Here is a 26,716-nt window from a genome sequence, read left to right as displayed (position 1 = left end):
GACTATATTTGAGCTGCTTGAAGATATTTGATCGCCGAGAAACCCGCGTATGGTCCCAAAAACCCCTAAACAACCCTCCACCCGCAACCGATATATGTACTATAGAAGCTGAATTGTAATGGGGGCTACTGTGATGATTGAGAAGGTTTCGGCTGGGAATGTTTTTTCCTCGGGACTCCGGGTTACGGAGGCTGGGAGAGCGAATCTTGGACATAGCGCAGCGGACGGCGGGCCTACAATTCTTCCGGGGGAAGAGGTTTTTCCGGAGGAGGCTCTTTCCAAAGAGGAAGTAGAGAAGATTGTCCGCGGGCTGAATGATTTCGTCCAAGTTTCAAAGACAACGATCCGCTTTGAGTTCCATGAAAAGTTAAATGAGTACTATGTGACGGTTGTTGATTCAAAGACGGATGAAGTGGTCCGGGAGATTCCTTCGCGCAAGATGCTCGATATTTATGCTGCGATGACGGAGTATCTTGGCTTGATGGTTGATAAAAAAATTTAAGGTGGTTGTTTTATGGTACGGATAGGCGGATTAGCGAGCGGCATGGATATTGATACGATTGTCGGCGATTTGATGAAGGCCGAACGCATGCCGCTTGATAAATTAAAGCAAAAGAAGCAGGTGATCGAGTGGCAGCGGGATGATTACCGCTCGATGAACAGCCTGCTGCTGAATTTTCGCTCGGAATTGACGAGCATGAAGCTGACGACGAAATATCGCGCAAGGGCCGTAAGTTCGACGTTCAACGATCGAGTGACGGCGACGGCCAGCAGTGCTGCTTCACAGGCATCTTATTCAATCGATAAGGTGACGCATCTCGCGACATCGGCAATGGTGAAAAATAGCGGAGGCATTTCGTCTTCCGCAACTGAGAAGGTGAACCTGACTGGCGGACTGTACGAAGGCCGTGACAGCTTTCATTCGTCTGACTTTGACTGGAAAAAAGGCTCTGTTGACTCGCAAGCCATCAAGGCAGCAGACGGACCGATTAAGCTGAAGCTTGGCGAAGGGGTTGCTCTCCAGGATATTGAAGCGATGAATGTGAAGGTGAACGGGAAGGCATTCCAGGTTGTTTCAGCTCTTCCAGCAGATGGTCTTGGCGATAATCAAGTCATGGTTGCGGCGGACGGAACTTTAACATTCAAAACCCCGCCTGCGACAGGTTCAACTATTCACGTCGATTATTTTGCCAATAAAAAAATAGAAACCAGTACGGCTGGTGAAGGACAGACAGTTATCCAGCTTGGCAAAGGGTCGGTTAACAGCCTGACGCTTTCCGTTGGAACTTCCACTTATACGATGGATACTGTTTCAACGGATAAAGTAAGGGAACTGAAAAACGACGCGGGAGACAAAGTAGGCAGTGTTGACACCATCACTGGCAAAGTAACGCTAGATGCTGCAATCGAAAAAGATGCAGCAATCAAAGCCGATTATACGCAAAACTATTTCACTTTTTCTGTCGCTTCCCATACTTCAAAAGGGCTTGTGACTGAAAACTTTGGTGTTCAGGGAACCGAAACTCTCGCAGGTGTCATGAGTCGGGTCAACAGCTCAAACGCAGGCGTGACAATGTTTTATGATAGCTTTACGGACCAGATGACAATGACCCGAAAGGAAACGGGAAACTTCAACGCTAGTGGAAATGAGATGGTGTTCTCAGGCAATTTTCTGAACAGTGTCTTGAAGTTTGGCGGGCAGGCAGAATCTGGCGGAGAGAATGCGGTTTTCACCATCAACGGCCTGCAAACAGAGCGCTCATCTAATACGTTCGAAATGAGCGGAGTCACTTTTACACTCAAACAGACTTTCAACGATGGCAAAGCAGTATCATTGAATGTCAGCAATGATTCAAACCAGGTTTTTGACAATATTAAAGGGTTCATTGATAAGTACAATGAACTCATTGATAAAATCGGCAAGAAAACATCGGAAGAGTACTATAAGTCGTACAAACCGCTGACAGATGAACAGCGCAAGGGACTTTCGGAAAAGCAACAAGAACAGTGGGAAGAAAAAGCGAAAAGCGGTCTTTTGCGGAGAGATTCTATCCTGACAGGCTCATTGACTAAGATGCGCAGCGATTTTTATGCACCAGTGGCTAATTCTAGGGTTGATCCGATGATGAAGCAGCTTGCGGATATCGGTATCAAGACTAGCCCGAACTACCTTGAGGGCGGGAAGCTCATTATCGATGAAGCAAAGCTTAAGAAAGCGATTGAAGAAAATCCGGAATCAGTCGAGAACCTGTTCCGTGGAGAAGGGTCTGACCATGCTTCGAAGGGAATTGCCCATCGCCTCTATGACACGGTGACTGGGACAATGGACGATCTGAAGCAGCGAGCGGGCAATACTTTTTCCACGAACCAGCAGTTCGCGCTAGGAAAACAAATCAACAGTATCGACAACTCGATTGGGCGTTTTGAAAAAAAGCTAAAGCAAGTGGAAGAGCGCTATTGGCGCCAGTTTACCGCAATGGAAAAGGCGATTTCCAAAGCGAATTCGCAATCGACATACTTGATGCAGCAGTTCAGCGGCCAGTAAGCATAAAAAAGGAGAGTAAAAATGGCAGTCAAAAATCCGTATGAGTCTTACCAGCAGAATTCAGTGACAACCGCTTCGCCAGGTGAATTGACCCTCATGCTCTATAATGGAATCATCAAGTTCACAGCACTTGCTAAGAAAGCCATGGAAAGCAAGGATATCAGCGGGAAAAACACCAATATCCTTAAATCACAGGATATCGTCCGGGAACTGATGGTAACGCTGGATGAGGGAGCGGACGTAGCGAAGGACATGATGAGTCTTTATGATTATATGTACAGAAGGCTGATTGAAGCGAATATCAAAAACGACCCGGCCATCCTTGTCGAGGTAGAAGCCCTCGCTGCAGAATTTCGGGACACATGGAAGCAGGTAATCCAAATTAACAGGCAGATGCAATATGGGGAAAGCAGGCGGGCTTGATGTGTTCTATTAGCTCATATCACGAATACACTGTAACGATGATAGATCTTTTGCAAAGCAAGGGTATCGAGCGGGATGAAAAAATCGCTGCAATTGAGAATCTCCTAGAACAGAGGGAAAGCTTGCTTGGCAGCATCCGCCCGCCCTTTACCACGGAGGAAGCGGAACTGGGCAGGCGGCTCGTCTTTTTGGAGCGGAAGCTGGAAGATTTGCTTTCCAAGGAATTCAGTGCTATTCAGTTTGATATTCGCGAGCTTCAGAATAAAAAAGAATCGAATCGAAGATATATCAATCCATACGGGAATTTGTCGGTGGATGGAGTATTTTACGATCAACGGAAGTAAGTGCCTCCGATCTTCGACAAGAGAAAGCCGCCATTTCGGCGGTTTTCGCCTTTTAACGGCAGGGTTTTCAACTTTTCTACTGTCCAGAACTTGAAAAACTTCATGAATTCGTCAAATCTTTTCCCTGTTTTTGCAGGAGTTCTTTAGGGTAAAATAGAAATATAAACTCATAGAAAGATTAAAGGAGGAGCTCGCTTATGAACTACAACATTCGCGGTGAAAACATTGAGGTAACTCCGGCAATTAGAGAGTATATCGAAAAGAAAATTGCCAAGCTGGAACGTTATTTCACAGAAACGCCAAACGCAAGCGTTAGCGTAAACCTGAAAGTATATCAAGATAAAAAATCTAAGGTAGAAATAACGATCCCAATGAAGAACCTCGTCCTCCGGGCCGAAGAAATCCACGAAGATATGTACGCAGCAATCGACCTGATTACGGATAAATTGGAAAGACAAATCCGCAAGCATAAAACAAAAGTAAACCGCAAGTTCCGCAACAGTGACAGCATCAAGGAGTCAGCTCCAATTTTCACAGAGGCTGTTCCGCATGAAGAAGAGGAAGATGAGCTGGAGCTTGTCCGTACGAAGCGCTTTGACCTGAAGCCAATGGACAGCGAAGAGGCGATCCTCCAGATGAACCTGCTTGGCCACAGCTTCTACGTCTTCCAAAACGCTGATACAAACAGCACCAATGTTGTTTACAAGCGTAAGGACGGGCGTTACGGCTTAATCGAAGCTCAATAAGAATCGCGAACGAACCCGCAGTCACTTGAGGCTGCGGGTTTCTATTTGGGTTCTTTGTCGGAAGAATATGTCGAATAACCTATTTTCCAGAAAAATCGCATTATTTCCCTGCGAAACTTGGTCTGCGAACCTAGCTTTCAAGAGAACATCCCCCGAAATGTTGTCACTCTTTTTCTGAAGTGTTAAAATTAGATAGAACTAAATCGAATTTTTACAAGGATTCGGTAGGTTTTATGGCGAATCTTTTTTATTTAGTGCCAATAGAACGCAAAATGCTTGTTGGATAAGACGGAATGGATAAGGAGCGTAAGTATGGGGATTTTAGATAAAATTTTTGACCAGAACAAACGCGATGTGAAAAGATTAACAAGGCTTGCGGATGAAATCGACAAGCTTGCAGGTGATACAGAGAAATTAACGGATGACGAGCTTCGGGCCAAGACGGAAGAATTCCAGACCCGCTATCAAAACGGTGAATCCACGGATGACCTTCTTGTGGAAGCTTTCGCGGTCGTTCGCGAGGGTGCCCGCCGCGTGCTTGGTCTCTATCCTTATAAAGTGCAGCTAATGGGTGGTATCGCCCTTCACGAAGGTAATATTTCCGAGATGAAGACAGGGGAAGGTAAAACGCTGACGGCAACCATGCCGGTTTACCTTAACGCAATTACCGGAAAAGGCGTTCACGTTGTCACTGTCAACGAATACTTGGCTAGCCGTGATGCGACGGAAATGGGCAAGCTGTATGAGTTCCTCGGACTGACAGTCGGCCTTAACTTAAACGGCATGGATAATGCAGAGAAGCAAGCTGCCTATCGTGCTGATATTACTTATGGAACAAATAATGAATACGGATTTGACTATCTTCGCGATAACATGGTGCTATACAGTGAGCAGAAGGTTCAGCGCCCGCTCCATTATGCTGTAATCGATGAAGTCGACTCCATCTTGATCGATGAAGCGCGGACACCGCTCATCATTTCTGGTACTGCGGCGAAGTCCACCTCTCTCTACATTCAAGCGAATGCTTTTGTCCGCACGTTGAAACAAGGGGAAGACTACACTTATGATGAAAAGACAAAGGGCGTGCAGCTAACAGAGGAAGGAATCACGAAGGCGGAGCGCGGCTTTGGCATCGATAACCTTTTTGACATTGCGCATGTGACGCTGAACCATCACATCAACCAGGCGTTGAAGGCGCATGTGACGATGCACCTGGATGTCGATTATGTTATTCAGGAAGGCGAGATTATCATCGTCGACCAGTTTACCGGCCGCCTCATGAAAGGGCGCCGGTACAGCGATGGATTGCACCAGGCTATCGAAGCAAAGGAAGGCCTGGAAATCCAGAATGAAAGCATGACGCTAGCAACGATCACTTTCCAGAACTACTTCCGGATGTATGAAAAGCTTTCCGGGATGACTGGTACGGCAAAAACGGAAGAAGAAGAATTTCGCAATATTTATAATATGAATGTTGTCGTTATCCCGACAAACCGTCCGATTATAAGGGATGACAGAGCAGACTTAATTTACGCTTCAATGGAAGGCAAGTTCCGTGCGGTTGTCGAGGATATTGCTGAACGCCATGCGAAAGGTCAGCCTGTGCTTGTAGGTACTGTTGCGATCGAGACATCTGAGCTCATTTCAAAGCTCCTACTGAAAAAGGGTGTCAAACATAATGTTCTTAACGCAAAAAACCATGGCCGTGAAGCTGAAATCATCATGGAAGCAGGCCATAAGGGCGCTGTAACTATCGCGACAAACATGGCGGGCCGTGGAACTGACATCAAGCTTGGTGAAGGAGTAATCGAGCTTGGAGGACTAGCGGTCATCGGTACCGAACGTCATGAGAGCCGCCGGATTGACAACCAGCTCCGCGGACGTTCCGGTCGTCAGGGAGACCCTGGTGTTACGCAGTTCTACCTTTCCATGGAAGATGAGCTGATGCGCCGCTTCGGTTCCGACAATATGAAAAACATGATGTCACGCCTTGGCATGGACGATTCTCAGCCAATCCAGAGCAAAATAGTTTCCAAAGCCGTTGAATCCGCACAGAAACGCGTAGAGGGCAATAACTTTGATGCACGTAAGCAGCTTCTTCAGTATGACGATGTGCTGCGCCAGCAACGTGAGATTATCTACAAGCAGCGCGATGAGGTACTCGAAGCAGAGAACCTTCGCGAAGTAATAGAAAAAATGATTCTTTCTGTGCTTGAGCGCGTTGTCTCCATCCATACGCCAGCAGGGGAAGACAGCGATGAATGGCAGCTGGAAGGCATTGCTGACTATGTGAGCGGCAACCTCCTCCAGGACGGAGATATCAGCGTTGACGATCTTCGCCATAAAGACCGTGATGAAATAACAGATTCCATTTTTGCATTGGTGATGGAACGCTATAACGAAAAGGAAGATCAACTTGGCTCCGAGCAAATGCGTGAGTTTGAGAAAGTGATCGTTCTACGCGCCGTTGACTCGAAGTGGATGGATCACATCGATCAAATGGATCATCTCCGCCAGGGTATCCACCTTCGTGCCTACGGACAAATCGATCCGCTTCGTGAGTATCAGCAGGAAGGCTTCGTGATGTTCGAAAACATGATTGCCTCCATCGAAGAAGAAGCAGCTCGCTATGTGATGAAAGCGGAAATTCGCAATAACCTTGAGCGTCAAGAAGTCGTGAAGGGACATGCTGTCAATCCGAAAGAGGATGGAGAAAAGGTGAAGAAGAAGCCTGCCACCAAGTCGGTTGACATTGGCCGCAATGATCCATGCTATTGTGGCAGCGGCAAGAAATTCAAGAGCTGCCACGGCAAACTAGAAGGCTGATCAAGAGAGGGAAAGGGCCGGCGGACGATCCGCCGTCTCTTTTTTTCATCTGGTGTGTGAAAAACAGGCTGGAAAGATATATAATGATAACAACTAATTGATGAGGTGAAAGAGAATGGAAATGGCAGAAATCAGGAATGAATTGGAAAAAACAGCTAACATATTAGCGGGCTTCAGGGGGTCTCTTTGACCTTGAAAATAAGGAAGCGAGAATTGCAGAACTTGATGAAGTGATGCTGGCGCCGGAGTTCTGGGATGACCAGCAGAAAGCGCAGACAGTCATCAATGAATCAAATGCGCTGAAGGATCAGGTTCATGTTTTTCATGATATGTTCGAAACGTACGAGAATTTGGAGCTGACGTTTGAGCTTTTGAAAGAAGAGCCGGACGCTGACCTGCAAGAGGAACTGGAGAGCGAGCTTTCTGATTTGGCGAATCGTCTTGGCGACTTCGAGCTGCAAATGCTTTTGAGCGAAACCTATGATAAAAATAATGCTATACTTGAACTCCATCCAGGTGCAGGCGGAACGGAATCCCAGGACTGGGGTTCGATGCTGCTCCGTATGTATACGCGCTGGGCGGAAAAACGCGGCTTCAAGGTGGAGACGCTTGATTACCTTCCAGGAGACGAAGCGGGCATCAAAAGCGTGACGCTCGCCATCAAGGGCCATAACGCATACGGCTACTTGAAAGCAGAGAAGGGCGTACATCGCCTTGTCCGGATTTCGCCATTCGACTCCTCCGGTCGCCGCCATACATCCTTCGTATCGTGCGAGGTAGTGCCGGAGCTTGATGATACAATTGAAATCGATATACGCACAGAGGATTTAAAAATTGATACTTACCGGGCAAGCGGCGCCGGCGGACAGCATATCAATACAACTGACTCAGCGGTGCGAATCACCCACATTCCAACAGGCGTTGTGGTAACGTGCCAGACGGAGCGTTCTCAGATTAAGAACCGTGACCGCGCGATGAATATGCTGAAAGCAAAGCTTTACCAGCGCGAAATCGAGGAAAAAGAGAAGCAACTCCTCGAAATCCGCGGTGAGCAGAAAGAGATCGGATGGGGCAGCCAGATCCGCTCCTACGTGTTCCATCCTTATTCGATGGTGAAGGATCATCGCACAAATACGGAAGTAGGAAACGTTCAGGCAGTCATGGACGGCGATTTAGATGCGTTTATTAACGCATACTTGCGTTCCAAGCTAGCGTAATAATGCCGATCCCCTGCCTTTTTTGAGGCGGGGGATTTTTATGGTGTGCTGTTAAACTCTCAGGCTCGCACTATTGGTAAATTTAGGATATACTTGTTGTTTTGATGAAAAGCGTCATTCACAATGCTGGCTTCTAAAAGCCTAAATTGTCATTTTAATTGATTCCTCTGGGCTCAGTTAGAGACGCTCAAAATAATTTTTTACATTAAAAGTTAAGAGAGTAACTAAGATACAGCTACTGTAGATAAATTGCGGTTTACCGTAGATAAAGTGGGATTTACCGTAGATAAAATCGCTATTTACCGTTGATAAAATGAAGATTACCGTAGATATCCTCTTGAGAGGAAGATAGGGATGTCCGCAAAACGATGTGTAACCGATTACATAACGAACTATAGCGCCGCATTACATCTTTTTAAGGTTTGAAATCTGCATTTTTGTCATTTTGAATGAAATCGAAGCTTTTTTTCGAAAAATATATCAGTAGATTTATTAACCAATTCCTACGTACAATTAAATCGTTTAGATGTGACAAAGTTGCTCTTTTTGCATCTTCCTTTAGTTCATTCCAAGAACTGAAGGTAGCGCCATCAGGTATTTGAAAAAGTTGGTCTATGTTCTTTTTTTTGCTCTTCATTTAGTGCATGGTCAATCTGATGATAGATGGTACGATAGGATTTATTTCGAACGTCATTGGCTGCATCTTTTAAGGTATTAAAGACGGGTAATTCATATCGTAGTCGTATTAATTCTTCAATCGCAGCATTAACTAAGTCGGCAGGATCATCTTTGCTAAATGCAAGTTTATTCATTGTATCGGTTACAATTTGGTGTGCCTCATAATCAAATGGCTGAAGCTGAAGATAATCCCTAACAAAACGGAAGTGCCGTTTGGCAGTTCTCGTTCCACTATATGTTTTCCATTCTTCTTCAGTAGGCAAAGGCAAGTGTGCCTTTTTCGCTATATGTATGACAATCACTTCCGGAACATCGACAATACGCATAAAAAAACCAAGCTTCTGTACGGTTTTAATTAAAATTAGTAACGCCAATTGCTGAATGGTACCTTTAGATTTAATCTCTGCCCATTCTATTTCATTTATTTTTGGGGTATATACTTCTTCCAAGTCCTTCTCTGTCAGATTACTTTTAAACCGGGGGTAAATGGTATCCTGAATACTTGGCAATTCATATCCCTTCTTTATCTAAAAGTTTTAAACATTCCTATCATTATAATAAAATAAAAACCTATCAAAATGATAGGTTCAACTGATTTGCCCAATATTTACCAGTGTGGCCCCTCAATCTGCGAATCGTTTCCGCACCCCTATATGCGAAGAATAACATAAATTACACATAGGGGCATGGGTATATTTTCCCTTTTCAAAAAAATTCATAAAAAGTAAAACGGCTTCGAGGCGTGCAGGAAAAAATGGGATTACTATGACATTTACAGGAAGGAATGGGCATGCTATACTCACTGTCGGAATCGGCGGAAAAAAGGGGTCAACATCATACCGCAGATTACTTTCTACTAAATAAAAAGGGGAAAAAACTGTGGAGAAAAACCGGAACAAGAAAACTTATCCGATCATCGAAAAGGCATTGGATTATATTTATATTTTGGCAGGCTCTGCAATTGTGGCGATTACATTCAATCAGTTCCTTTTACCAAACAGAGTGGCTTCAGGAGGCATCAGCGGTATTAGTACGATTCTTGACGCCATGTTTGGCTGGGAGCCGGCGTATGTTCAATGGGCTTTTAATATACCGCTCTTCACGGCAGGAGTGCTGCTTCTAGGCGGGCGCTATGGAATGAAGACACTCATTGGAACTGTGTTTCTGCCGTTTGTCGTTTTTTTAACAAACGATATGGAGCCTTGGACGCTTGACCCGCTTCTCGGGTCTCTTTTTGGCGGAGTTGGTGTGGGGCTTGGCCTTGGCCTTGTATTTCGCGGGGAGGCTTCTACGGGGGGAACCGATCTTGCCGCTCAGATTGTCCATAAATACACTGGGGTGTCCCTTGGAAAATGCGTCGCGATGATTGATGGAATGATCGTTCTTTCCGCTGCGATTATTTTTGATGTGGAGAGGGGCTTATACGCGTTGATCGGCCTCTATGTCACAAGTAAAACAATCGACCTTGTACAGGTAGGTTTCGGCAGGGAGAAAATGGCGCTGATTATTACGTTAAAACAGGAAGAAGTTAGAGAAGCGATTTATCGGGAAATCAATCGTGGAGTTACTAGACTCTCGGCTTATGGAGGGTACACCGATACTGAACGGCCTGTCGTCATGTGTGTTGTCGATCAAACCGAGTTCACGAAATTAAAGACAGTAGTGAAGGAAATAGACACTACAGCATTTGTCATTGTTACCGATGCATCTGAAGTGGTAGGTGAAGGTTTTAAAAATGCGTAGAGATGGTATAGAATGAATATGTATGTATTATTTAAAGGGGGAGTTACGAATGAAGAAAAAGTTGGCTGCAATTTTGATGGGAACAACGCTTGCACTTGCTGCATGCGGCGGAAGCGACGAAGCGGGAGACTCTAAGAGCGCTGGCGATCCGGAAAAATTATTCAACCAAAAATGCTCTAGCTGCCACGGCGGGAATCTTGAAGGAGGAGCAGGTCCTGCGTTGGACAAAGTTGGTGCAAAGCTTTCTCAAGACGAGATTGAAAAAATCATCAAAGAAGGTAAAGGCAGTATGCCAGCAAAACAACTAGAAGGTGAAGACGCATCAACTGTTGCAAAATGGCTGAGCGAAAAGAAATAAGCTTGCTCCATTGAAAAAAGCCATTCTTCCATCTATCCAGATGGAAGAATGGCTTTTTATTTTTTTGCTGCAGCTATTACGATGACAAGGCTCACGTGTACATCTAGCGGAAAGCATTGCGCCTGATGACGAGGCTTGACAGGGTTTTTGCAGGGAAAGGACAGCAGAATTTCTCAGTGGCTTTGCGAAAAGCAACAGTTTTTTATGAATGTTGCTTTTTTTTCCTAAATTTAATGAAAATAATTGTAACACAAATGAAATATACCAGAACATTCGTGTAGTTGCGACTTGCTTTGCGAATCCTGTCATATCAATACTTGCAGTAGTTTTTTAGAAAAACCCCTTCATTACAAAGATAACAGCAATTACTCCTTTTGTAATAAGGTGGATAATATCTTTTCCTTTGAAAAGAAACTGTAATATTAAAAGGCTTTTATTGAAAGAGTAGGATGTTATAATGGGTTTGTTACAAAAAATGTCGAATGATAGCCAAGGGAATTAACATAAAGCTAAGGTGATTTGATAATGATAGAAATGCAGGATGTGAGCAAGACTTACTCTAACGGTGTAACAGCCCTTAGCAGGATTAATATAAACATAGAACAAGGCGAATTTGTATATGTTGTAGGTCCGAGCGGCGCGGGAAAATCGACATTCATCAAGATGATGTACCGGGAAATCCGGCCCACGCATGGAACCATCAGTGTTAATGGAATCAACCTTTCTAAACTGAGACATAACAAAGTGCCTCTCCTCCGTCGAAATATCGGCGTCGTCTTCCAGGATTTCAAACTGCTGCAGACGCTCAGTGTTTATGAGAATGTAGCGTTTGCGATGGAGGTCATTGAAGAACAGCCTGCCAATATTAAAAGGCGGGTCATGGAAACCCTTGATCTTGTCGGATTAAAGCATAAGGCAAGAATGCTTCCAACGGAGCTATCCGGCGGGGAGCAGCAACGGGTGTCTATTGCCAGGTCCATCGTCAATTCCCCGAAGGTTGTTATTGCAGACGAGCCTACAGGGAACCTCGATCCAGATACTTCATGGGAAATTATGAATATTTTCGATGAGATTAATCTACGAGGCACCACTATTGTCATGGCTACCCACAACAAAGAAATAGTAAACACAATCAAACATCGAGTAATCGCGATTGAAGGCGGCAGGATCGTCCGCGATGAAGCGAAGGGTGATTACGGATATGAAAGCTAGAACCTTTCGCCGCCACATAAGAGAAAGCTTCAAGAGCCTTACGCGTAACGGTTGGATGACATTCGCCTCCGTCAGCGCAGTAACGGTCACACTGCTGCTTGTTGGTGTGTTTTTCGTCATTATGATGAATCTCAATAGAATGGCAACAACGATAGAAGAGGACGTAGAAATCCGCGTACATATCGATGTGGCAGCAAACGAGAAGGATAAGGATTACCTTGAAGAAAAGATAGGCCAGCTTGGCGGCATCAAGAGCATTACTTATTCACCGAAGGAAAAAGAATTGGACAACCTGATTAAAAGCCTTGGTGACAGGGGAGAATCTTTCAAGCTGTTTGAGCAGGATAATCCGCTGAATGATGTATTCGTCGTAAAGACGAAAGATCCAACAGATACAATGAAAATTGCGAAGCAGATCGAAAAAATGGACTATGTCTCGTCAGCGAAATACGGACAAGGCAAGGTGGAAAAGCTTTTCAATGTGCTGAAAATAAGCAGGAACGTCGGGCTTGTCCTCATCATTGGACTATTGTTCACGGCAATGTTCCTAATCTCTAATACCATCAAGATTACGATTGTGGCAAGACGCCGGGAAATTGAAATTATGAGACTTGTTGGCGCAACCAATTCCTTCATCAGATGGCCGTTCTTCCTTGAAGGTCTCTGGCTGGGGATTCTCGGAGCAATCATTCCGATTGCCGTTGTTTCAAGTGCCTACTACTATTTATTCGATTTCATCCAGGCCAAGCTAATTAGAGAGCATTTTATTAAATTAATAGAATTCAATCCATTCGTCTACCAGCTTTCAGCTGTTTTGCTGATCATGGGAGCAGCAATCGGAATCTGGGGAAGTCTCATGTCCGTCCGTAAATTCCTTAAAGTGTAATAGAGGAGGGAGCCGGCAACAGCGCCGGTTTTTTCCCGGGCATTGCGCGAAAATCTAAGAAGAAAAGCTACGAAACTATAAAAGTTTGAGAGGGGTAAACTCTAGTGAAAAAACAAATTCTCTCACTAGCAATGGTTAGTACTTTAAGCCTTGGTACTTTGGCGAGCCCAATTGGTCTGAACCAGGCGAAGGCAGAATCAATTAGCGAACTGAAGGAAAAGCAGTCCCGCGCCCACCAGGAAAGGGCGAAGCTAGACTCTGCTATCAAGGAAAAGAAAACGAAAATCGGCGAACTTCAGTCACAGCAAAAGGGTCTTCAAGATCAAATCAAGAAAGCGGACCTAGCAGTGGAAGATGCAACTGTAAAAATCCACAAAAAAAATGAGCAGATCAAAAAGATTGAAGCTGAAATTAAGAAGCTCGAGGCAGAAATCAAAGTTCTGATAGAAAGAATTGAAAAGCGTAATGAGATGTTGAAAGAAAGGGCTCGTTCCTACCAAGAAAACGGCGGGACCGTTGATTATCTAGACGTCATCCTTGGCGCTCAAAGCTTTGGAGACTTTGTTGAAAGAATGAGTGCGGTGGCAACTATCGTGGAAGCCGACCAAGATATTCTTGAAGAACATAAAAAAGATAAAAAAGAATTAGAAGATAAGCAAAACGCTGTAAAGCAGAAGCTTGAAGAAACAAAGAAGATGAAAGAAGAACTGGAAGCTCTTTCTGTTAAGCTAAAAGCGGAAATTGAACAGAAGAGCAGTTTGATGGGCGAACTCAAGGAAGAAGAAGAGCATATGCATGCAGAAACTTTGAGCCTTGAAGAGGAAGCGCAGCTTGCAGCATCTCAGGAAGCAGCATTCGCACAGGCAATCCAGAATGAACAAAATCGCCAAGCAGCAGCTTCTCAACCGAAGCAAAGCTCTTCTAATGGTGGCGGAGGCAGTTCGTCCGCAGCATCAGCACCTTCTGGCGGCGGAGGCGGTCAAATGCCAGCAGCTTCAGGCGGAATGCTTCAATTTCCGACAACTGGAAGGGTAACCTCTGGTCTAGGACCGCGCTGGGGATCTTTCCATGCCGGTATTGATATTGCGAACAGGGGAGCCAATGTACCGATTGTTGCAGCGGCAGACGGTGTTGTCATTCGTTCCTACTATTCTTCCAGCTACGGAAACGTTATTTTCCTTGCCCACTCTATTAATGGCAAGCGCTATACAACTGTTTATGCACATCTGAGCGCACGCTTTGTAAGCGGCGGCAGCGTATCACGCGGCCAGCAAATCGGTCTCATGGGCAACACAGGCCAGTCTTTTGGTCAGCATTTGCACTTTGAACTCCATGTCGGCGACTGGAACCAGTCAAAATCCAATGCAGTTGACCCGCGCGGATACTTTTAATAGATTAATAAAGACAAACTTGATGCTATATCGGGTTTGTCTTTTTGTTTTTTTTGTCTTTTTAAAACTGTTGATTGCTTCTAATGAAGGTTAACCTTTGTGTGTTCATTTACATATTTCGGATTAAATGGATACATTTTGGGATCTACTGTAGATAAATCGCTGTTTACCGTAGATAAATTGCTGTTTACTGTAGATAAATTGCCGTTTACCGTAGATAAACGAACCGTTACCGTAGATAGCGCTTTTCAGAAGGGTTCAGAACAAAGGCTAATTCCTTGTGTAATCGATTACACAAACAATGTAAATCAAAAACTCCCGCCACATCGCGTAAATTCCTCCCTTTTTCACAAAAAAACTACTAAAAATTGCTTCATATGAAGTTTAACTTTTCAGTGTGATTTTTCATATTTTCGTTGGAATGGATGATGAGAGTATGAAGGTTAACCTTTGTGTGTTCATTTACATATTTCGGATTAAATGGATACATTTTGGGATCTACTGTAGATAAATCGCTGTTTACCGTAGATAAATTGCTGTTTACTGTAGATAAATTGCCGTTTACCGTAGATAAACGAACCGTTACCGTAGATAGCGCTTTTCAGAAGGGTTCAGAACAAAGGCTAATTCCTTGTGTAATCGATTACACAAACAATGTAAATCAAAAACTCCCGCCACATCGCGTAAATTCCTCCCTTTTTCACAAAAAAACTACTAAAAATTGCTTCATATGAAGTTTAACTTTTCAGTGTGATTTTTCATATTTTCGTTGGAATGGATGATGAGAGTATGAAGGTTAACCTTTGTGTGTTCATTTACATATTTCGGATTAAATGGATACGTGTTGGGATCTACTGTAGATAAATCGCTGTTTACTGTAGATAAATTGCCGTTTACCGTAGATAAACGAACCGTTACCGTAGATAGCGCTTTTCAGAAGGGTTCAGAACAAGGCTAATTTCTTGTGTAATCGATTACACAAACAATGTAAATTAAAACCTTCCGCCACATCGCGCAAATTCCTCCCTTTTTCACAAAAAAACCTACCAAAATGACAATTTTTAACTGGTTTTCGGTGAAATTTAATATCGCCGGCCTGAATGTATTTTTCCTTAGAAAAGGATTTTGAGGTCTGATGCATTACTTTGTATACAGTGGCATCCTCAGACAATGCTGCGCCATTTCAGATACTTTATTTCCCATTTCCAACTCATAACTTGTACAGCGCGTTCATATAATGTTGGAGACATTGGACGAGGAGGATGAACATGAGACGAAAGGTGACAGCCATGCTGATGGCATGTTCCCTTGCTGCAGGCTCCGCCGGCACCTATGCGTTACTGGAGTGGAAAAAACCAGCGGAGGAAGCAATGCAGCAGGTGCAGGAGCCAAAGACGGCTGCTGAAAGACTTGTCAAGGTAGGACAGGCGTACAGCCTTATTCTGAACAGCTATGTGGAAAAAGTGGGCGAGGAACAGCTGGTAGAGGGAGCCATTCAAGGGATGCTGTCCACGTTGAAAGATCCTTACTCAGTTTATATGAATCAAGAAACATCCAAGCAATTCAACGAAACCTTGGATTCTACTTTTGAAGGAATCGGCGCGGAGGTAAGCAAGGTAGATGGTAACATTGTCATCGTATCCCCGTTTAAAGGATCTCCTGCAGAAAAGGCTGGATTGAAACCCGATGACAGAATTTTAAAAGTGAATGGCAAAAATATTTCAGGCATGGATTTATACGAAGCAACGCTGAAGATACGCGGCGAAAAAGGGACGAGCGTAAAGCTCGAAATAGCGCGGCAAGGCTTGAAGGACCCGCTTGTCGTAAATGTTGTAAGGGATGAGATTCCACAGATTACGGTTTATTCTGATATGAAGAAGACGAACGGAGAAAAAGTAGGCTATCTTCAGGTTACTTCTTTTTCCGAAAGTACAGCAGCTGAATTCAAGAAGGAGTTGCAGTCGCTTGAAAAGAAAGGCATTGATTCACTGCTGATTGATGTGCGGGGTAATCCAGGAGGCTTGCTTTCAAGCGTCGAGGCTATTCTCAAACAGCTGCTGCCGGAAGGAGAAGTACTCTATCAAATTGAAGAACGGAGCGGGAAAAAAACGAGGTTCACATCGACATTGAAGAGTGAAAAAGCATACCCTGTTGGGGTTCTTGTCGACAAGGGAAGCGCATCGGCAGCTGAGATATTGGCTGGGGCTATGAAAGAAGCTGGAGATTACCCAATAATCGGTACCCGTACGTTCGGCAAGGGAACCGTGCAGCAGGCCGTACCAATGAAGGATGGCAGCAATATTAAGCTGACAACGTTCAAATGGCTGACATCTGACGGCAACTGGATTCACCGCAAAGGCGTTGAGCCGACAGTCAAAGTTGAACAGCCTTCACTGTACAAGACGCATCCGATCACTGTGAAGAAACCGCTGCGAAAGGATATGAACAGCGAGCAAGTAAAGAATGCACAGGAAATCCTTGGCGGAATTGGCTTTGCCCCCGGACGAAAAGATGGTTATTTCAGCGAACAGACGGAAACGAGTGTGAAAGCTTTCCAGAAGAAAAAAGGGATGAAGGCCACAGGCGTGATTGATGAAAAAACAGCATCTCTCTTAGTTGAGACAGCGAAGAAGGAAATGAAGAAGGAAGAAAACGACGCACAGCTCCAAGCAGCGTTGACTCTGCTAGCAAAATAATGAACGAAGCTGCCAGCTAGAAAGGCAGCTTTTTGTCCGTGAAATAGTTTCCAATATATGAATCTCCCAAGTTACCATATGTTTTCTGGACAAGATTTGCTAAAATAAGCTTAACTGTCCGAACGGTTCAGAAATTTTTTTAAAAAGGCTGGTGGCATTGGGTGACGCAAATATGGTTATTAGAATTGCTGAAAGGAACGGGGAAGCTATTTCTTCACCCTCTGTTTTACGGCTGCTTTTTAATGGCGGCAGCATTGGGAGTATCAAGGGTTAAACGCGAACGGAAAAACTTTCATGTCCGCGCGCAGGATGCGTATTTTGAGCTGCGGCAGCTTCTTCCGCTGGGAGGGCTCGTAGGGCTAGCGCTTTCTGTTGCAGCCATTGGCGCAGGAATGGTGATTCCTTTTGCTGCACTCCTGCTTGTCTGTGCTGTTGCGCTCCTTGCGATGCTAACGCTTCAAGTGAAGCTTCTTTCGCCTGCATTTACCGTGGGAGTCGCTTTCTTCCTGCTCGTTTTCACAGCGGGCCGAGGTGGGGAATTGCCGCTAATCGGCGCTGCTTTTTCCAGCCTTGATACCGCTGTCTTTCCATCGCTTGCGATTTTGCTTGCGCTGCTATTGATTGGCGAAAGCGTGTTGATCGGAAAGAATGCAACGAAAGGAACTTCTCCGAAGCTTGTAAAAAGCAAGCGCGGGCAGACAGTCGGCGTGCATGAAGTGAAAAGGCTTTGGCTCGTACCAGTATTCCTGCTTATCCCCGGTAGTGCGATTGAGTCGATTTTTCCATGGTGGCCAACGTTTTCTCTCGGAGAACAGGCCTTCTCCCTGCTGCTAGTTCCGTTTCCAATCGGCATCCATCAGCAGGTCCAGGGCTTACTGCCGAAAGAAGCGATAACGATAACGGCGCGCCGTGTGCTGCTGCTTGCTATACTCGTGTTGGCGGTGTCTGCAGCAGGCTATTGGTATCCGATTGCGTCAATCGTCGCTGTAGCGCTCGCGATGATTGGCAGGGAATCTATTACCATGAGTCAAAAAATAAAGGAAGCTAATCTTGCGTTCTATTTTTCGAAAAAGAATAACGGAATCATGATTCTAGGAATCATTCCCGGATCACCTGCAGAAAAAATGGGCCTCACAGTCGGGGAGCTCGTGTCAAAGGTAAATGGCATCGCTGTCCGCGATGAAGAGCAGCTGTACGAAGCGCTCCAATACAACCGTGCCCATTGCAAACTCGAAGTCATCGACACAAACGGTCAAATCCGTTTCGCCCAGCGAGCGCTGTTCGAAGGCGACCACCACGAACTAGGCATCCTCTTCGTGCAGGATGAGAAAAAGTGGGGAAATGCTGCAGTGTAAAACACCGTAACAAGGCGTTTTTATCTCAAGGATTAACTGGTTTTTTTACAAAATTTGATCTTTTTTTCTGAAAAGGCCCTGTAAAGAGAATCATCTTAACAGGGCCTTTTCATTTATTTATGAATTAAACTTCTCAAAAAAGAATTTTAAAAAACATTTGACAAATAAGATTTTATCTGATAATTTTTATATTAATTAAATTGTTAAAATAAACAAAAATCGCTGAAGAGAAAGAGTAAGATAAGATTCCTGTTCCACAGAGAGTCGGTAGTCGCTGAAAGCCGATGTTCAGAACTTGTCCGAAAATCATCTCCGAGATGCAATGCTGAAACCTTTCAGTAAGTATTGCCGGATCGTCCCCCGTTACGAGGAACACGTATGATTGTACGTTGATTGAGAGCCGTATGTGGATTTTATTCTACAGACGGAACTAGGGTGGTATCGCGAGCTAACTCGTCCCTTATTAAGGGGACGGGTTTTTTTATTTTTAAATAACTTTAGTGAAAACAAAAAATTAAATGGGAAATGGGGAACTAGTGATGCAGGAACAATTGATCTTTTTGAATGGCCAGTTTGTTAGTAAGAAAGACGCTGTTGTCTCAGTGTATGATCACGGTTTTTTATACGGGGACGGGGTTTTCGAAGGAATTCGCGTGTATGAAGGCAATGTTTTTCGGCTGAAAGAACATTTGGACCGGCTTTATGACTCAGCAAAGTCCATCATGTTGTCGATTCCATATAGTAGACAGGAATTAAGTGCTCTCGTTGTGGAGACGTTGAAGGTAAATAAACTGCTAAATGCCTATATTCGCGTAGTTGTCTCTAGAGGAGTTGGGAATCTGGGCATTGATCCTGCCACTTGTTCCAAGCCTCAAGTCATCATCATTGCGGAAGAACTTGCATTATTCCCGAAAGAGTTATATGAAACGGGAATTGACATCGTTTCAGTTGCAACAAGAAGAAATCGATCGGATGTACTTTCTCCAAAAGTGAAGTCCTTGAACTATTTAAATAATATTCTTGTCAGGATTGAGGCTAATTTAGCTGGTGTTGGCGAAGCGCTTATGCTAAATGACCAGGGCTATGTGGCAGAAGGATCTGCGGATAATATCTTTATTGTAAAAAATGGGGAGATTTTAACCCCGCCTGGATATGTAGGAGCATTAGAGGGGATTACAAGAAATGTCATCATGGAAATTGCTCATAAATTAAATCTCCCAATGAAAGAGGAAGTTTTTACAAGGCACGATGTGTATGTAGCCGATGAAGTCTTTCTCACTGGAACAGCGGCAGAAGTAATTGCTGTTGTGAAAGTTGACGGCAGAACGATTGGCGATGGTAAACCAGGCCACTTCACAAATATGCTTTTAGAGGAGTTTCGAAAAACGGTGCTTGTAGATGGCGTGAAAGTATATGAAAGCCAAAATGCTTGAGGGGAACACAGAGGGGGGAACCGTATGCGCAGTGACATGATCAAGAAGGGAGTAGACCGTGCTCCTCACCGAAGCTTGCTTTACGCAACGGGCGTGAAATTAAAGGATCTTGATAAGCCTTTTATAGGAGTATGCAATTCCTATATAGATATTATTCCGGGACATGTCCATCTGAGGCAGTTTGCGGATGTCGTCAAGGATGCGATTAGAGAAGCGGGTGGAATTCCATTCGAATTTAATACCATTGGGGTAGATGATGGGATTGCAATGGGGCATATTGGAATGAGGTATTCCTTGCCAAGCAGAGAACTTATTGCAGATTCGGCTGAAACGGTAATCAATGCCCACTGGTTCGATGGAGTATTCTATATCCCTAACTGTGATAAGATCACTCCCGGGATGCTGATGGCAGCTGTTAGAACAAACGTCCCTTCCGTATTTGTTTCCGGTGGGCCGATGGAAGCAGGCGTTTCAAACAGTGGAAAGCCTTTATCGCTTGTATCCGTGTTTGAGGGTGTTGGCGCCTATCAATCAGGAAGAATGTCCGAACAGGAATTACTTGACATTGAACAGAATGCATGCCCAACATGCGGCTCCTGTTCGGGTATGTTTACGGCAAACTCGATGAACTCTTTGATGGAAATGCTCGGGGTAGCGCTCCCGGGCAATGGTACGCTAGTTGCTACATCAAAGGAAAGACATCGATTAATCTATGATGCGGCTCGTTATTTAGTTGAAATGATAAAAAAAGACATTAAGCCAAGAGATATTATTACGAAGGACACAATCGATGATGCCTTTGCGCTTGACATGGCGATGGGCGGCTCTACGAACACCGTTCTTCATACTCTTGCGATCGCAAATGAAGCGGAAATTGACTATGATCTCAAAAGAATTAATGAAGTGGCAAAGCGAGTTCCTTATTTGTCTAAAATAAGCCCAGCGTCGGATTATTCCATGCAGGATGTTCATAATGCTGGTGGTGTCAGCGCTATTATTAAACAGCTATGTGAGATGGAAGGGGCCGTCCACCCTGATCGAATGACGGTTACTGGAAAATCCCTTTATGAAAATGTAAAAGATGCTCAAGTTTTAAACGATGATGTGATTCGCAGCAAGGAAACAGCATATAGTCCTGTAGGGGGATTATCCATTTTATTTGGAAATATTGCACCGGATGGCTGTGTTATCAAGGTAGGTGCGGTAGATCCCACCATCAAGAATTTTACTGGGGAAGCCATTGTTTACGATTCTCAAGATGAAGTATTGGCCGGAATCGAAAATGGTGATGTCCAGGAGGGGCATGTGGTTGTCATCCGCTACGAAGGGCCAAAGGGTGGACCGGGAATGCCGGAGATGCTTGCGCCAACAGCTGCTATTGCTGGAAGAGGACTCGATAAGAAAGTTGCTCTGATTACAGATGGAAGATTCTCCGGCGCCTCCAGGGGAATCTCCATTGGACATATTTCACCAGAGGCTGCTGAAGGAGGCCCAATTGCGTTCGTGCAAAATGGAGATAGGATAACCATCGATTTAGAAAACAGGACAATCACACTCTCTGTTTCTGAAGAGGAATTAAATGCAAGAAAAGCCCAATGGACCCAGCCGCCACCGAAAATTAAAAAAGGGTATTTAGCTCGTTATTCAAAGCTTGTCACGTCCGCGAGCACGGGAGGAATTTTAAAAATTTAATACTTAACTCGATGACGAGGTTTAAGGCTTTGGAGTTCGCATTCACAGAGAGCTGGTCGTGCTGGAAGCCAGTAATGCGCCAATTCCTTTATCCCCTCTGAGTGTTGTTCTGAAAATAGCAGTAGGAACAATCGAGTATATACGTACGTATACTCGTTATCAAAAAAAAAGACAAATCAGGACCTTTAATCAAAAAAAGGAATCTTGGTTTGCCTTATAAGGTTACATTTCGAAAGGGATGTTTCAAAAGAGGGTGGTACCGTGGAGAGCTATAAGCCTTTTCACCCCTGCACACATGATGAATTTGCTGTGAGGGTGATTGGGCTTTTTTTTATGATCCTGAAAAGGAGGAGTATGATATGGAATTAAAAGAGTCAGTAGCAGCACTAGAGTTAGATGAATTGAACTTAAATGGGGCAGATTTGTTCATACAGGCATTAAAGCAGGAAGGTACAGACCTATTGTTTGGCTACCCTGGTGGAGCAGTTTTAGGTATGTATGATGCACTTTACAGATCACCGATCAAGCATATTCTTGCCCGCCATGAACAAGGAGCGATTCACGCGGCTCAAGGCTATGCGAGGGTTTCAGGAAAGCCGGGGGTTGTCGTTGCTACTTCCGGACCAGGGGCAACAAACTTAGTGACAGGGATTGCTGATGCCATGATGGATTCGTTGCCGCTAGTTATTTTTACAGGTCAGGTTGCTTCGCCTGTAATTGGAACGGATGCCTTTCAGGAAGCAGATGTTGTAGGGATTACGGCACCTATTACCAAACAGAACTATCAGGTGAAAAGAGTAGAGGATTTGCCTAGGATAGTAAAAGAGGCCTTCTATATTGCAACAACCGGACGGCCAGGCCCTGTATTAGTCGATATACCGAAGGATTTAACAGCTATGCCCACAGGACCATTGAAAGAGGCTGTTGTTCATCTGCCAGGGTATCAGCCAACAGTGAAACCTGATCCATTGCAAATAGAAAAGCTACTTGAGGCACTCAAGCTCTCCAAAAAACCAATCATTCTAGCTGGAGCTGGCGTTCTACATGCTAAGGCTTCAGAAGAATTGCTCAAGTTTTCCGAACATTATCAAATACCTGTAGTCCACACCCTTTTAGGACTGGGAGGATTTCCGGCGCAGCATCCTTTATTTTTAGGAATGGCGGGTATGCATGGCTGCTATACCTCAAACATGGCTATTTATGAATGCGATCTCTTAATCAATATAGGCGCCCGATTCGATGACCGGTTAACGGGTAACTTGGATAGCTTTGCACCGAAAGCAAAGGTGGTGCATATTGATATCGATTCATCAGAAATCGGCAAAAATGTTAAGACGCATATTCCTATTTTAGGAGATGCAAAAGTAGTCATGCAGATGGTTATGAGTCAAGCGGGCAAGGAGAGGCCAGACACAAAGCTTTGGCTAAACCAATTAGATAAGAACAAAGAAATGTATCCTTTTTGGTATAGCAATTCGGAGGAGTTCCTATCACCCCAGCAATTTATCGAATTGGTGCACAAATATACGGAGGGAGAAGCGATTGTCACGACCGATGTCGGTCAGCATCAAATGTGGGCGGCGCAATTTTATTCTTTTTCTCAACCAAACCGTTGGGTTACCTCCGGCGGATTAGGAACAATGGGATTTGGATTTCCGGCAGCCATAGGTGCACAATTGGCAGACCCTGAGGCAACGGTCGTTTCGCTAGTGGGAGACGGCGGTTTTCAAATGACACTGCAGGAACTGATTTTATTAAAAGAATGGGGTTTGCCAGTAAAAGTCCTGATTATCAATAACGGATCTCTCGGAATGGTCCGTCAGTGGCAAGAGACTTTTTACGAAAAACGATTTTCGCAATCTATTTTTTCCTTGCAGCCAGATTTCGTTCAGCTAGCACAATCTTATGGAATAAGGGCTTTCAGAGTTACCACAAGGAAGGAAGCGGAAAGGATTCTGCAAGAAGTTTTCACAGACCGGGAGCCAGTCCTAATTGATTGCTGCGTGAATCCTAATGAAAACGTCTATCCAATGGTAGCGCCAGGGAAAGGGTTACATGAAATGATTGGGGTGAAACCATGAAAAAACGGGGGTTCACGGCATTGGTCCATAACCAAAATGGTGTTCTAAATCGTCTTATGGGGCTGTTGACGAAGCATCAATACAAACTGATAAGCCTTGCAGTAGTAGTTTATAACGAGGTAAAAGATATTTCAAAAGTGTCTGTCATTGTAGAGGCTGAGGATGATCATAAGTTTTTGCAGCTTGTAAAGCTAATAAATAAACAAATTGATGTACTGTCTATAACGGATTTGACAGACGAACATGTCATTGATAGAGAACTCTTATCGATGAAGAAGTTATTAACTTAAGAACATATCCACTATTAAATTAAGAAAAAGGGAGAGATTTCAAATGGCAAAAGTTTACTATGAAGCTGATGTAAAGGAAGAAGTGTTGAGAGGGAAGGTCGTTGCTGTCGTTGGTTATGGCTCACAGGGTCATGCGCATGCTTTAAATTTGCGGGAAAGTGGTTATGACGTAGTCGTCGGATTACGTCCAGGGAAATCCTGGGTCCAGGCAGAAGAGGATGGATTTCGAGTACTATCTGTTAAGGAAGCGTGTGATGCGGCAGATATCATCATGGTTTTATTGCCTGACGAAAAACAGCCTAGCGTTTATGAAGAAGAGGTGAAGCCTGCCTTAACTCCTGGTAAAGCACTGGCATTTGCCCACGGCTTTAATGTTCATTTTCATCAGATCGTTCCGCCGGAAAATGTGGATGTGTTTTTAGTGGCTCCTAAAGGTCCAGGTCACTTAGTCCGTAGAACATATGAAGAAGGAGCGGGAGTTCCGGCGCTAATTGGGGTGCACCAAAATGCAACAGGCAATGCTAGAGAGCTCGCCTTAGCTTACGCAAAAGGAATTGGTGCAGCTAGAGCAGGTGTGCTGGAAACGAATTTTCAAGAGGAAACCGAAACGGATTTATTCGGTGAACAAGCAGTTCTTTGTGGCGGCTTAACATCCCTTGTGAAAGCAGGGTTTGAAACGCTAGTTGAAGCTGGATATCAAAAGGAAGTCGCCTATTTTGAATGTATGCACGAGCTTAAATTAATCGTCGACCTTATGTATGAACAAGGGCTGGAAGGAATGAGGCATTCCATTTCCGATACCGCTCAATGGGGGGATTTCGTATCTGGACCAAGAGTGATTAATGCGGAAACAAAGGCAAGAATGAAGGAAGTATTAATGGATATACAGTCGGGGAAATTTTCGAAGGGCTGGATTTTAGAAAATCAAGCAAACCGGCCTGAATTTAACGCGGTTAATAACCGGGAGAAGCAGCATCCGATTGAGGTGGTTGGAAAAGAGCTTAGAAAAATGATGCCATTCGTGCAACAGAACGCAAAGAGAGAAACGGAAAAAAGTAAATGAATAATACAATCATAAAAAAAAACATTACGAGGTGAGGACATTGGGGATTTAATAAAGGGTATCAACGTTCTGGAAGCAATGGAAAAATTGGTGGATAAAGTCCATAGAACTCCCTTAAAGCAAAGCACAACCCTGAATAACTTAACGAATGCCGACGTATTTTTAAAACTGGAAAACTTACAAAAGACAGGGTCGTTTAAACTAAGAGGAGCCATGAATAAAATTGTTTCCATGCCTGAAAACGAAGCGAAAAATGGAATCCTTGCCGCATCTGCTGGAAATCATGCGCAAGGGGTAGCGCTGGCCGCATCGTTGAGAGGAATGAAAGCGAAAATTTATATGCCCAAACATACCCCTCTTTCCAAGGCGGCTGCAACGAAAGCGTATGGTGCCGAAATTGTATTGGTCGGAGAAACGTATCATGAATCCTACCACAAAGCAGTAGAAGAAATGAACCAGACTGGTAGCACTTTTGTCCATGCGTTTGACGATGAAATGGTGATTGCAGGGCAAGGGACGGTTGCCTTGGAAATGCTGCAGCAAAATAGCCAATTAGAGGTTGTATTTGTACCAATCGGGGGCGGTGGACTTGCATCTGGGGTTGCACTCGCAATTAAAGCAATCAACCCTTTCATTAAAGTAATCGGTGTACAGGCAAATGGGGCATCTGCGACATACCAGAAATTCACTGGCAGGAAAGTGAAGCCATACCTGCCTATCAACACGATAGCGGATGGGATATTGGTTAAGGAACCAGGGATTAAAACGTATCCCATCATTCAAAAGTATGTGGATGATATTGTTACAGTTACCGATGAAGAAATTGCCCATGCAATCATTTTTATGCTCGAAAGAGAAAAAATGCTGGTGGAAGGTGCAGGAGCGGCTGCATTGGCTGCTATTTTATACAAAAAGGTACCGATTGACCAACAGAAAGTAGGCTGCATCATCAGCGGTGGCAATGTAGACCCTGTTAAAATCCCTATGTATAAAGAAATGTCAAAAACTACAATGAAGCTATACTATACTGGATGATTATTATGGTGTCATTATTTTGTGCAACTAATATAGTTATGAATAGAATAGTTCCTAAGTTTTTACTTTTACCAAAAAGCTAAGCTCTTTAAGATAATCTTAAAGAGCTTTTTTTGTGTGCCCGGCATGGGTACAGGCTCTAAGGTGAAAGTCCTGAACAGTGAAGGCAGTAGTAGCTGTAGCTCAAGACAAGGGTATAAGGGGCGACCCTTATATCTGAAGGAAGTCGGCGGCAAACTTCCGCTCCGAGGAACACGAACCTCATATAAGGCTAGGTGGCATTGGGTGAGTCTGCAAAACAAGACAAAGCCCTTACTGCCGAAGGTGCCACAGAGTAAATGAGGCGGAGACGTGGAAGGAAAGTCTGTACTCTTACCCGGGGAGAACCTGTCGGAATGCCGTACTCATGCGGTAAGCCTATCCGTGAGGGTAGGTTGAACGGCAGGCGTCAGCAGAAGCCATAGTACTTGTCCGCTTAAGAGGATAAGGAAGGGCTGAACCAGTTATGGAAAATAGGGGCTAGGCGAATCTTGCCATTCAGTGAAACAGAAAACAGAGAAACCTGTCTATTGAAAGAAATGGTGAATCCATGGGGGTCAATAGGACAGGGTGGAGAATGGAAGAACACAAACAGAAACCCTATTTACGCAGGAGGTTATATCAATGTTAATGGAACGAATCCTGTCACGGGAAAATCTACTT

The 26,716-nt window shown here is 44.3% G+C and carries 21 protein-coding genes and 1 other annotated feature; of the genes, 20 read left to right on the top strand and 1 reads right to left on the bottom strand.

What is annotated here, in order from left to right; all coding sequences use genetic code 11:
- Positions 1 to 130: 130 nt before the first annotated feature.
- The 7 genes from flaG (at position 131) to prfB (ending at position 8,101) form a co-directional block, all read left to right on the top strand.
- The gene (flaG, locus tag BQ5796_RS14220) at positions 131 to 502 is read left to right on the top strand and encodes a flagellar protein FlaG (RefSeq protein WP_071460821.1); all 372 of its coding nucleotides are present in this window, start codon (positions 131 to 133) and stop codon (positions 500 to 502) included.
- 12 nt (positions 503 to 514) lie between these two features.
- A complete protein-coding gene (gene fliD / locus BQ5796_RS14215; protein ID WP_071460820.1) occupies positions 515 to 2,545 on the top strand; it encodes a flagellar filament capping protein FliD in 2,031 nt (676 codons plus the stop codon).
- Between the two features lie 21 nt (positions 2,546 to 2,566).
- Positions 2,567 to 2,968 (top strand): flagellar export chaperone FliS, encoded by a 402-nt coding sequence (gene fliS / locus BQ5796_RS14210; RefSeq protein ID WP_071460819.1) that lies wholly within the window; start codon positions 2,567 to 2,569, stop codon positions 2,966 to 2,968.
- Positions 2,968 to 3,312 carry a flagellar protein FliT gene (gene fliT, locus BQ5796_RS14205; protein WP_071460818.1) on the top strand — a complete coding sequence of 115 codons (345 nt, stop codon included), beginning with the start codon at positions 2,968 to 2,970 and terminating at the stop codon, positions 3,310 to 3,312. Before fliS ends, fliT begins: the two co-directional genes overlap by 1 nt.
- Before the next feature lie 197 nt (positions 3,313 to 3,509).
- Complete coding sequence (hpf, locus tag BQ5796_RS14200; RefSeq protein ID WP_071460817.1) at positions 3,510 to 4,058, top strand: ribosome hibernation-promoting factor, HPF/YfiA family; 549 nt, start codon at positions 3,510 to 3,512, stop codon at positions 4,056 to 4,058.
- 312 nt (positions 4,059 to 4,370) lie between these two features.
- Positions 4,371 to 6,884: a preprotein translocase subunit SecA gene (gene secA / locus BQ5796_RS14195; protein ID WP_071460816.1), complete on the top strand. Its 2,514-nt coding sequence runs from the start codon at positions 4,371 to 4,373 to the stop codon at positions 6,882 to 6,884.
- Between the two features lie 115 nt (positions 6,885 to 6,999).
- Positions 7,000 to 8,101 (top strand): peptide chain release factor 2 gene (prfB, locus tag BQ5796_RS14190; RefSeq protein ID WP_097677999.1). Its coding sequence is split into 2 segments (ribosomal slippage): positions 7,000 to 7,071 and positions 7,073 to 8,101, totalling 1,101 coding nucleotides; the frame shifts between segments, so codons are not numbered across the junction.
- 590 nt (positions 8,102 to 8,691) lie between these two features.
- Here prfB and BQ5796_RS14185 read toward each other — a convergent pair.
- Positions 8,692 to 9,288 carry a DUF4158 domain-containing protein gene (locus BQ5796_RS14185; protein WP_071460814.1) on the bottom strand — a complete coding sequence of 199 codons (597 nt, stop codon included), beginning with the start codon at positions 9,286 to 9,288 and terminating at the stop codon, positions 8,692 to 8,694.
- A 370-nt stretch (positions 9,289 to 9,658) separates the two neighbouring features.
- On the opposite strand from BQ5796_RS14185, the gene BQ5796_RS14180 reads away from it, so the two are divergent.
- From BQ5796_RS14180 to ilvA, 13 genes are all read left to right on the top strand, one after another.
- Positions 9,659 to 10,522, top strand: a complete 864-nt coding sequence (locus BQ5796_RS14180; RefSeq protein ID WP_071460813.1) for a YitT family protein — start codon at positions 9,659 to 9,661, stop codon at positions 10,520 to 10,522.
- Between the two features lie 49 nt (positions 10,523 to 10,571).
- Positions 10,572 to 10,880, top strand: a complete 309-nt coding sequence (cccB, locus tag BQ5796_RS14175) for a cytochrome c551 (RefSeq protein WP_071460812.1) — start codon at positions 10,572 to 10,574, stop codon at positions 10,878 to 10,880.
- A gap of 525 nt (positions 10,881 to 11,405) precedes the next feature.
- A complete protein-coding gene (ftsE, locus tag BQ5796_RS14170) occupies positions 11,406 to 12,092 on the top strand; it encodes a cell division ATP-binding protein FtsE (protein WP_071460811.1) in 687 nt (228 codons plus the stop codon).
- Entirely contained in the window at positions 12,082 to 12,978 is an 897-nt protein-coding gene (ftsX, locus tag BQ5796_RS14165; RefSeq protein ID WP_071460810.1) for a permease-like cell division protein FtsX, read from the top strand. The genes ftsE and ftsX overlap by 11 nt, the downstream gene beginning before the upstream one ends.
- A 104-nt stretch (positions 12,979 to 13,082) precedes the next feature.
- The gene (locus tag BQ5796_RS14160; protein ID WP_071460809.1) at positions 13,083 to 14,369 is read left to right on the top strand and encodes a murein hydrolase activator EnvC family protein; all 1,287 of its coding nucleotides are present in this window, start codon (positions 13,083 to 13,085) and stop codon (positions 14,367 to 14,369) included.
- Positions 14,370 to 15,637: 1,268 nt separating this feature from the next.
- Entirely contained in the window at positions 15,638 to 17,065 is a 1,428-nt protein-coding gene (locus BQ5796_RS14155; RefSeq protein WP_071460808.1) for a S41 family peptidase, read from the top strand.
- Between the two features lie 161 nt (positions 17,066 to 17,226).
- On the top strand, positions 17,227 to 18,420 hold the full coding sequence (locus BQ5796_RS14150; RefSeq protein ID WP_071460807.1) for a PDZ domain-containing protein: 1,194 nt from the start codon (positions 17,227 to 17,229) through the stop codon (positions 18,418 to 18,420).
- A 213-nt stretch (positions 18,421 to 18,633) separates the two neighbouring features.
- Positions 18,634 to 18,884, top strand: a binding site (T-box leader).
- Between the two features lie 75 nt (positions 18,885 to 18,959).
- Entirely contained in the window at positions 18,960 to 19,853 is an 894-nt protein-coding gene (gene ilvE / locus BQ5796_RS14145; RefSeq protein ID WP_071460806.1) for a branched-chain-amino-acid transaminase, read from the top strand.
- Positions 19,854 to 19,877: 24 nt separating this feature from the next.
- The gene (gene ilvD / locus BQ5796_RS14140; protein WP_071460805.1) at positions 19,878 to 21,545 is read left to right on the top strand and encodes a dihydroxy-acid dehydratase; all 1,668 of its coding nucleotides are present in this window, start codon (positions 19,878 to 19,880) and stop codon (positions 21,543 to 21,545) included.
- A gap of 359 nt (positions 21,546 to 21,904) precedes the next feature.
- The gene (gene ilvB, locus BQ5796_RS14135) at positions 21,905 to 23,626 is read left to right on the top strand and encodes an acetolactate synthase large subunit (RefSeq protein ID WP_071460804.1); all 1,722 of its coding nucleotides are present in this window, start codon (positions 21,905 to 21,907) and stop codon (positions 23,624 to 23,626) included.
- On the top strand, positions 23,623 to 23,916 hold the full coding sequence (gene ilvN, locus BQ5796_RS14130) for an acetolactate synthase small subunit (protein WP_071460803.1): 294 nt from the start codon (positions 23,623 to 23,625) through the stop codon (positions 23,914 to 23,916). The genes ilvB and ilvN overlap by 4 nt, the downstream gene beginning before the upstream one ends.
- Positions 23,917 to 23,959: 43 nt before the next feature.
- Complete coding sequence (ilvC, locus tag BQ5796_RS14125) at positions 23,960 to 24,979, top strand: ketol-acid reductoisomerase (RefSeq protein WP_071460802.1); 1,020 nt, start codon at positions 23,960 to 23,962, stop codon at positions 24,977 to 24,979.
- A gap of 78 nt (positions 24,980 to 25,057) precedes the next feature.
- A complete protein-coding gene (gene ilvA / locus BQ5796_RS14120) occupies positions 25,058 to 26,014 on the top strand; it encodes a threonine ammonia-lyase (protein WP_071460801.1) in 957 nt (318 codons plus the stop codon).
- The last annotated feature ends 702 nt before the right edge of the window (positions 26,015 to 26,716 follow it).

Origin of the sequence: Bacillus massilinigeriensis (assembly GCF_900111815.1) — a bacterium.
GTDB lineage: Bacteria > Bacillota > Bacilli > Bacillales > Cytobacillaceae > Mesobacillus_C > Mesobacillus_C mediterraneensis.
Note: the sequence above shows the minus strand (reverse complement) of the source record. Positions and strands in the feature narration are given on the sequence as shown.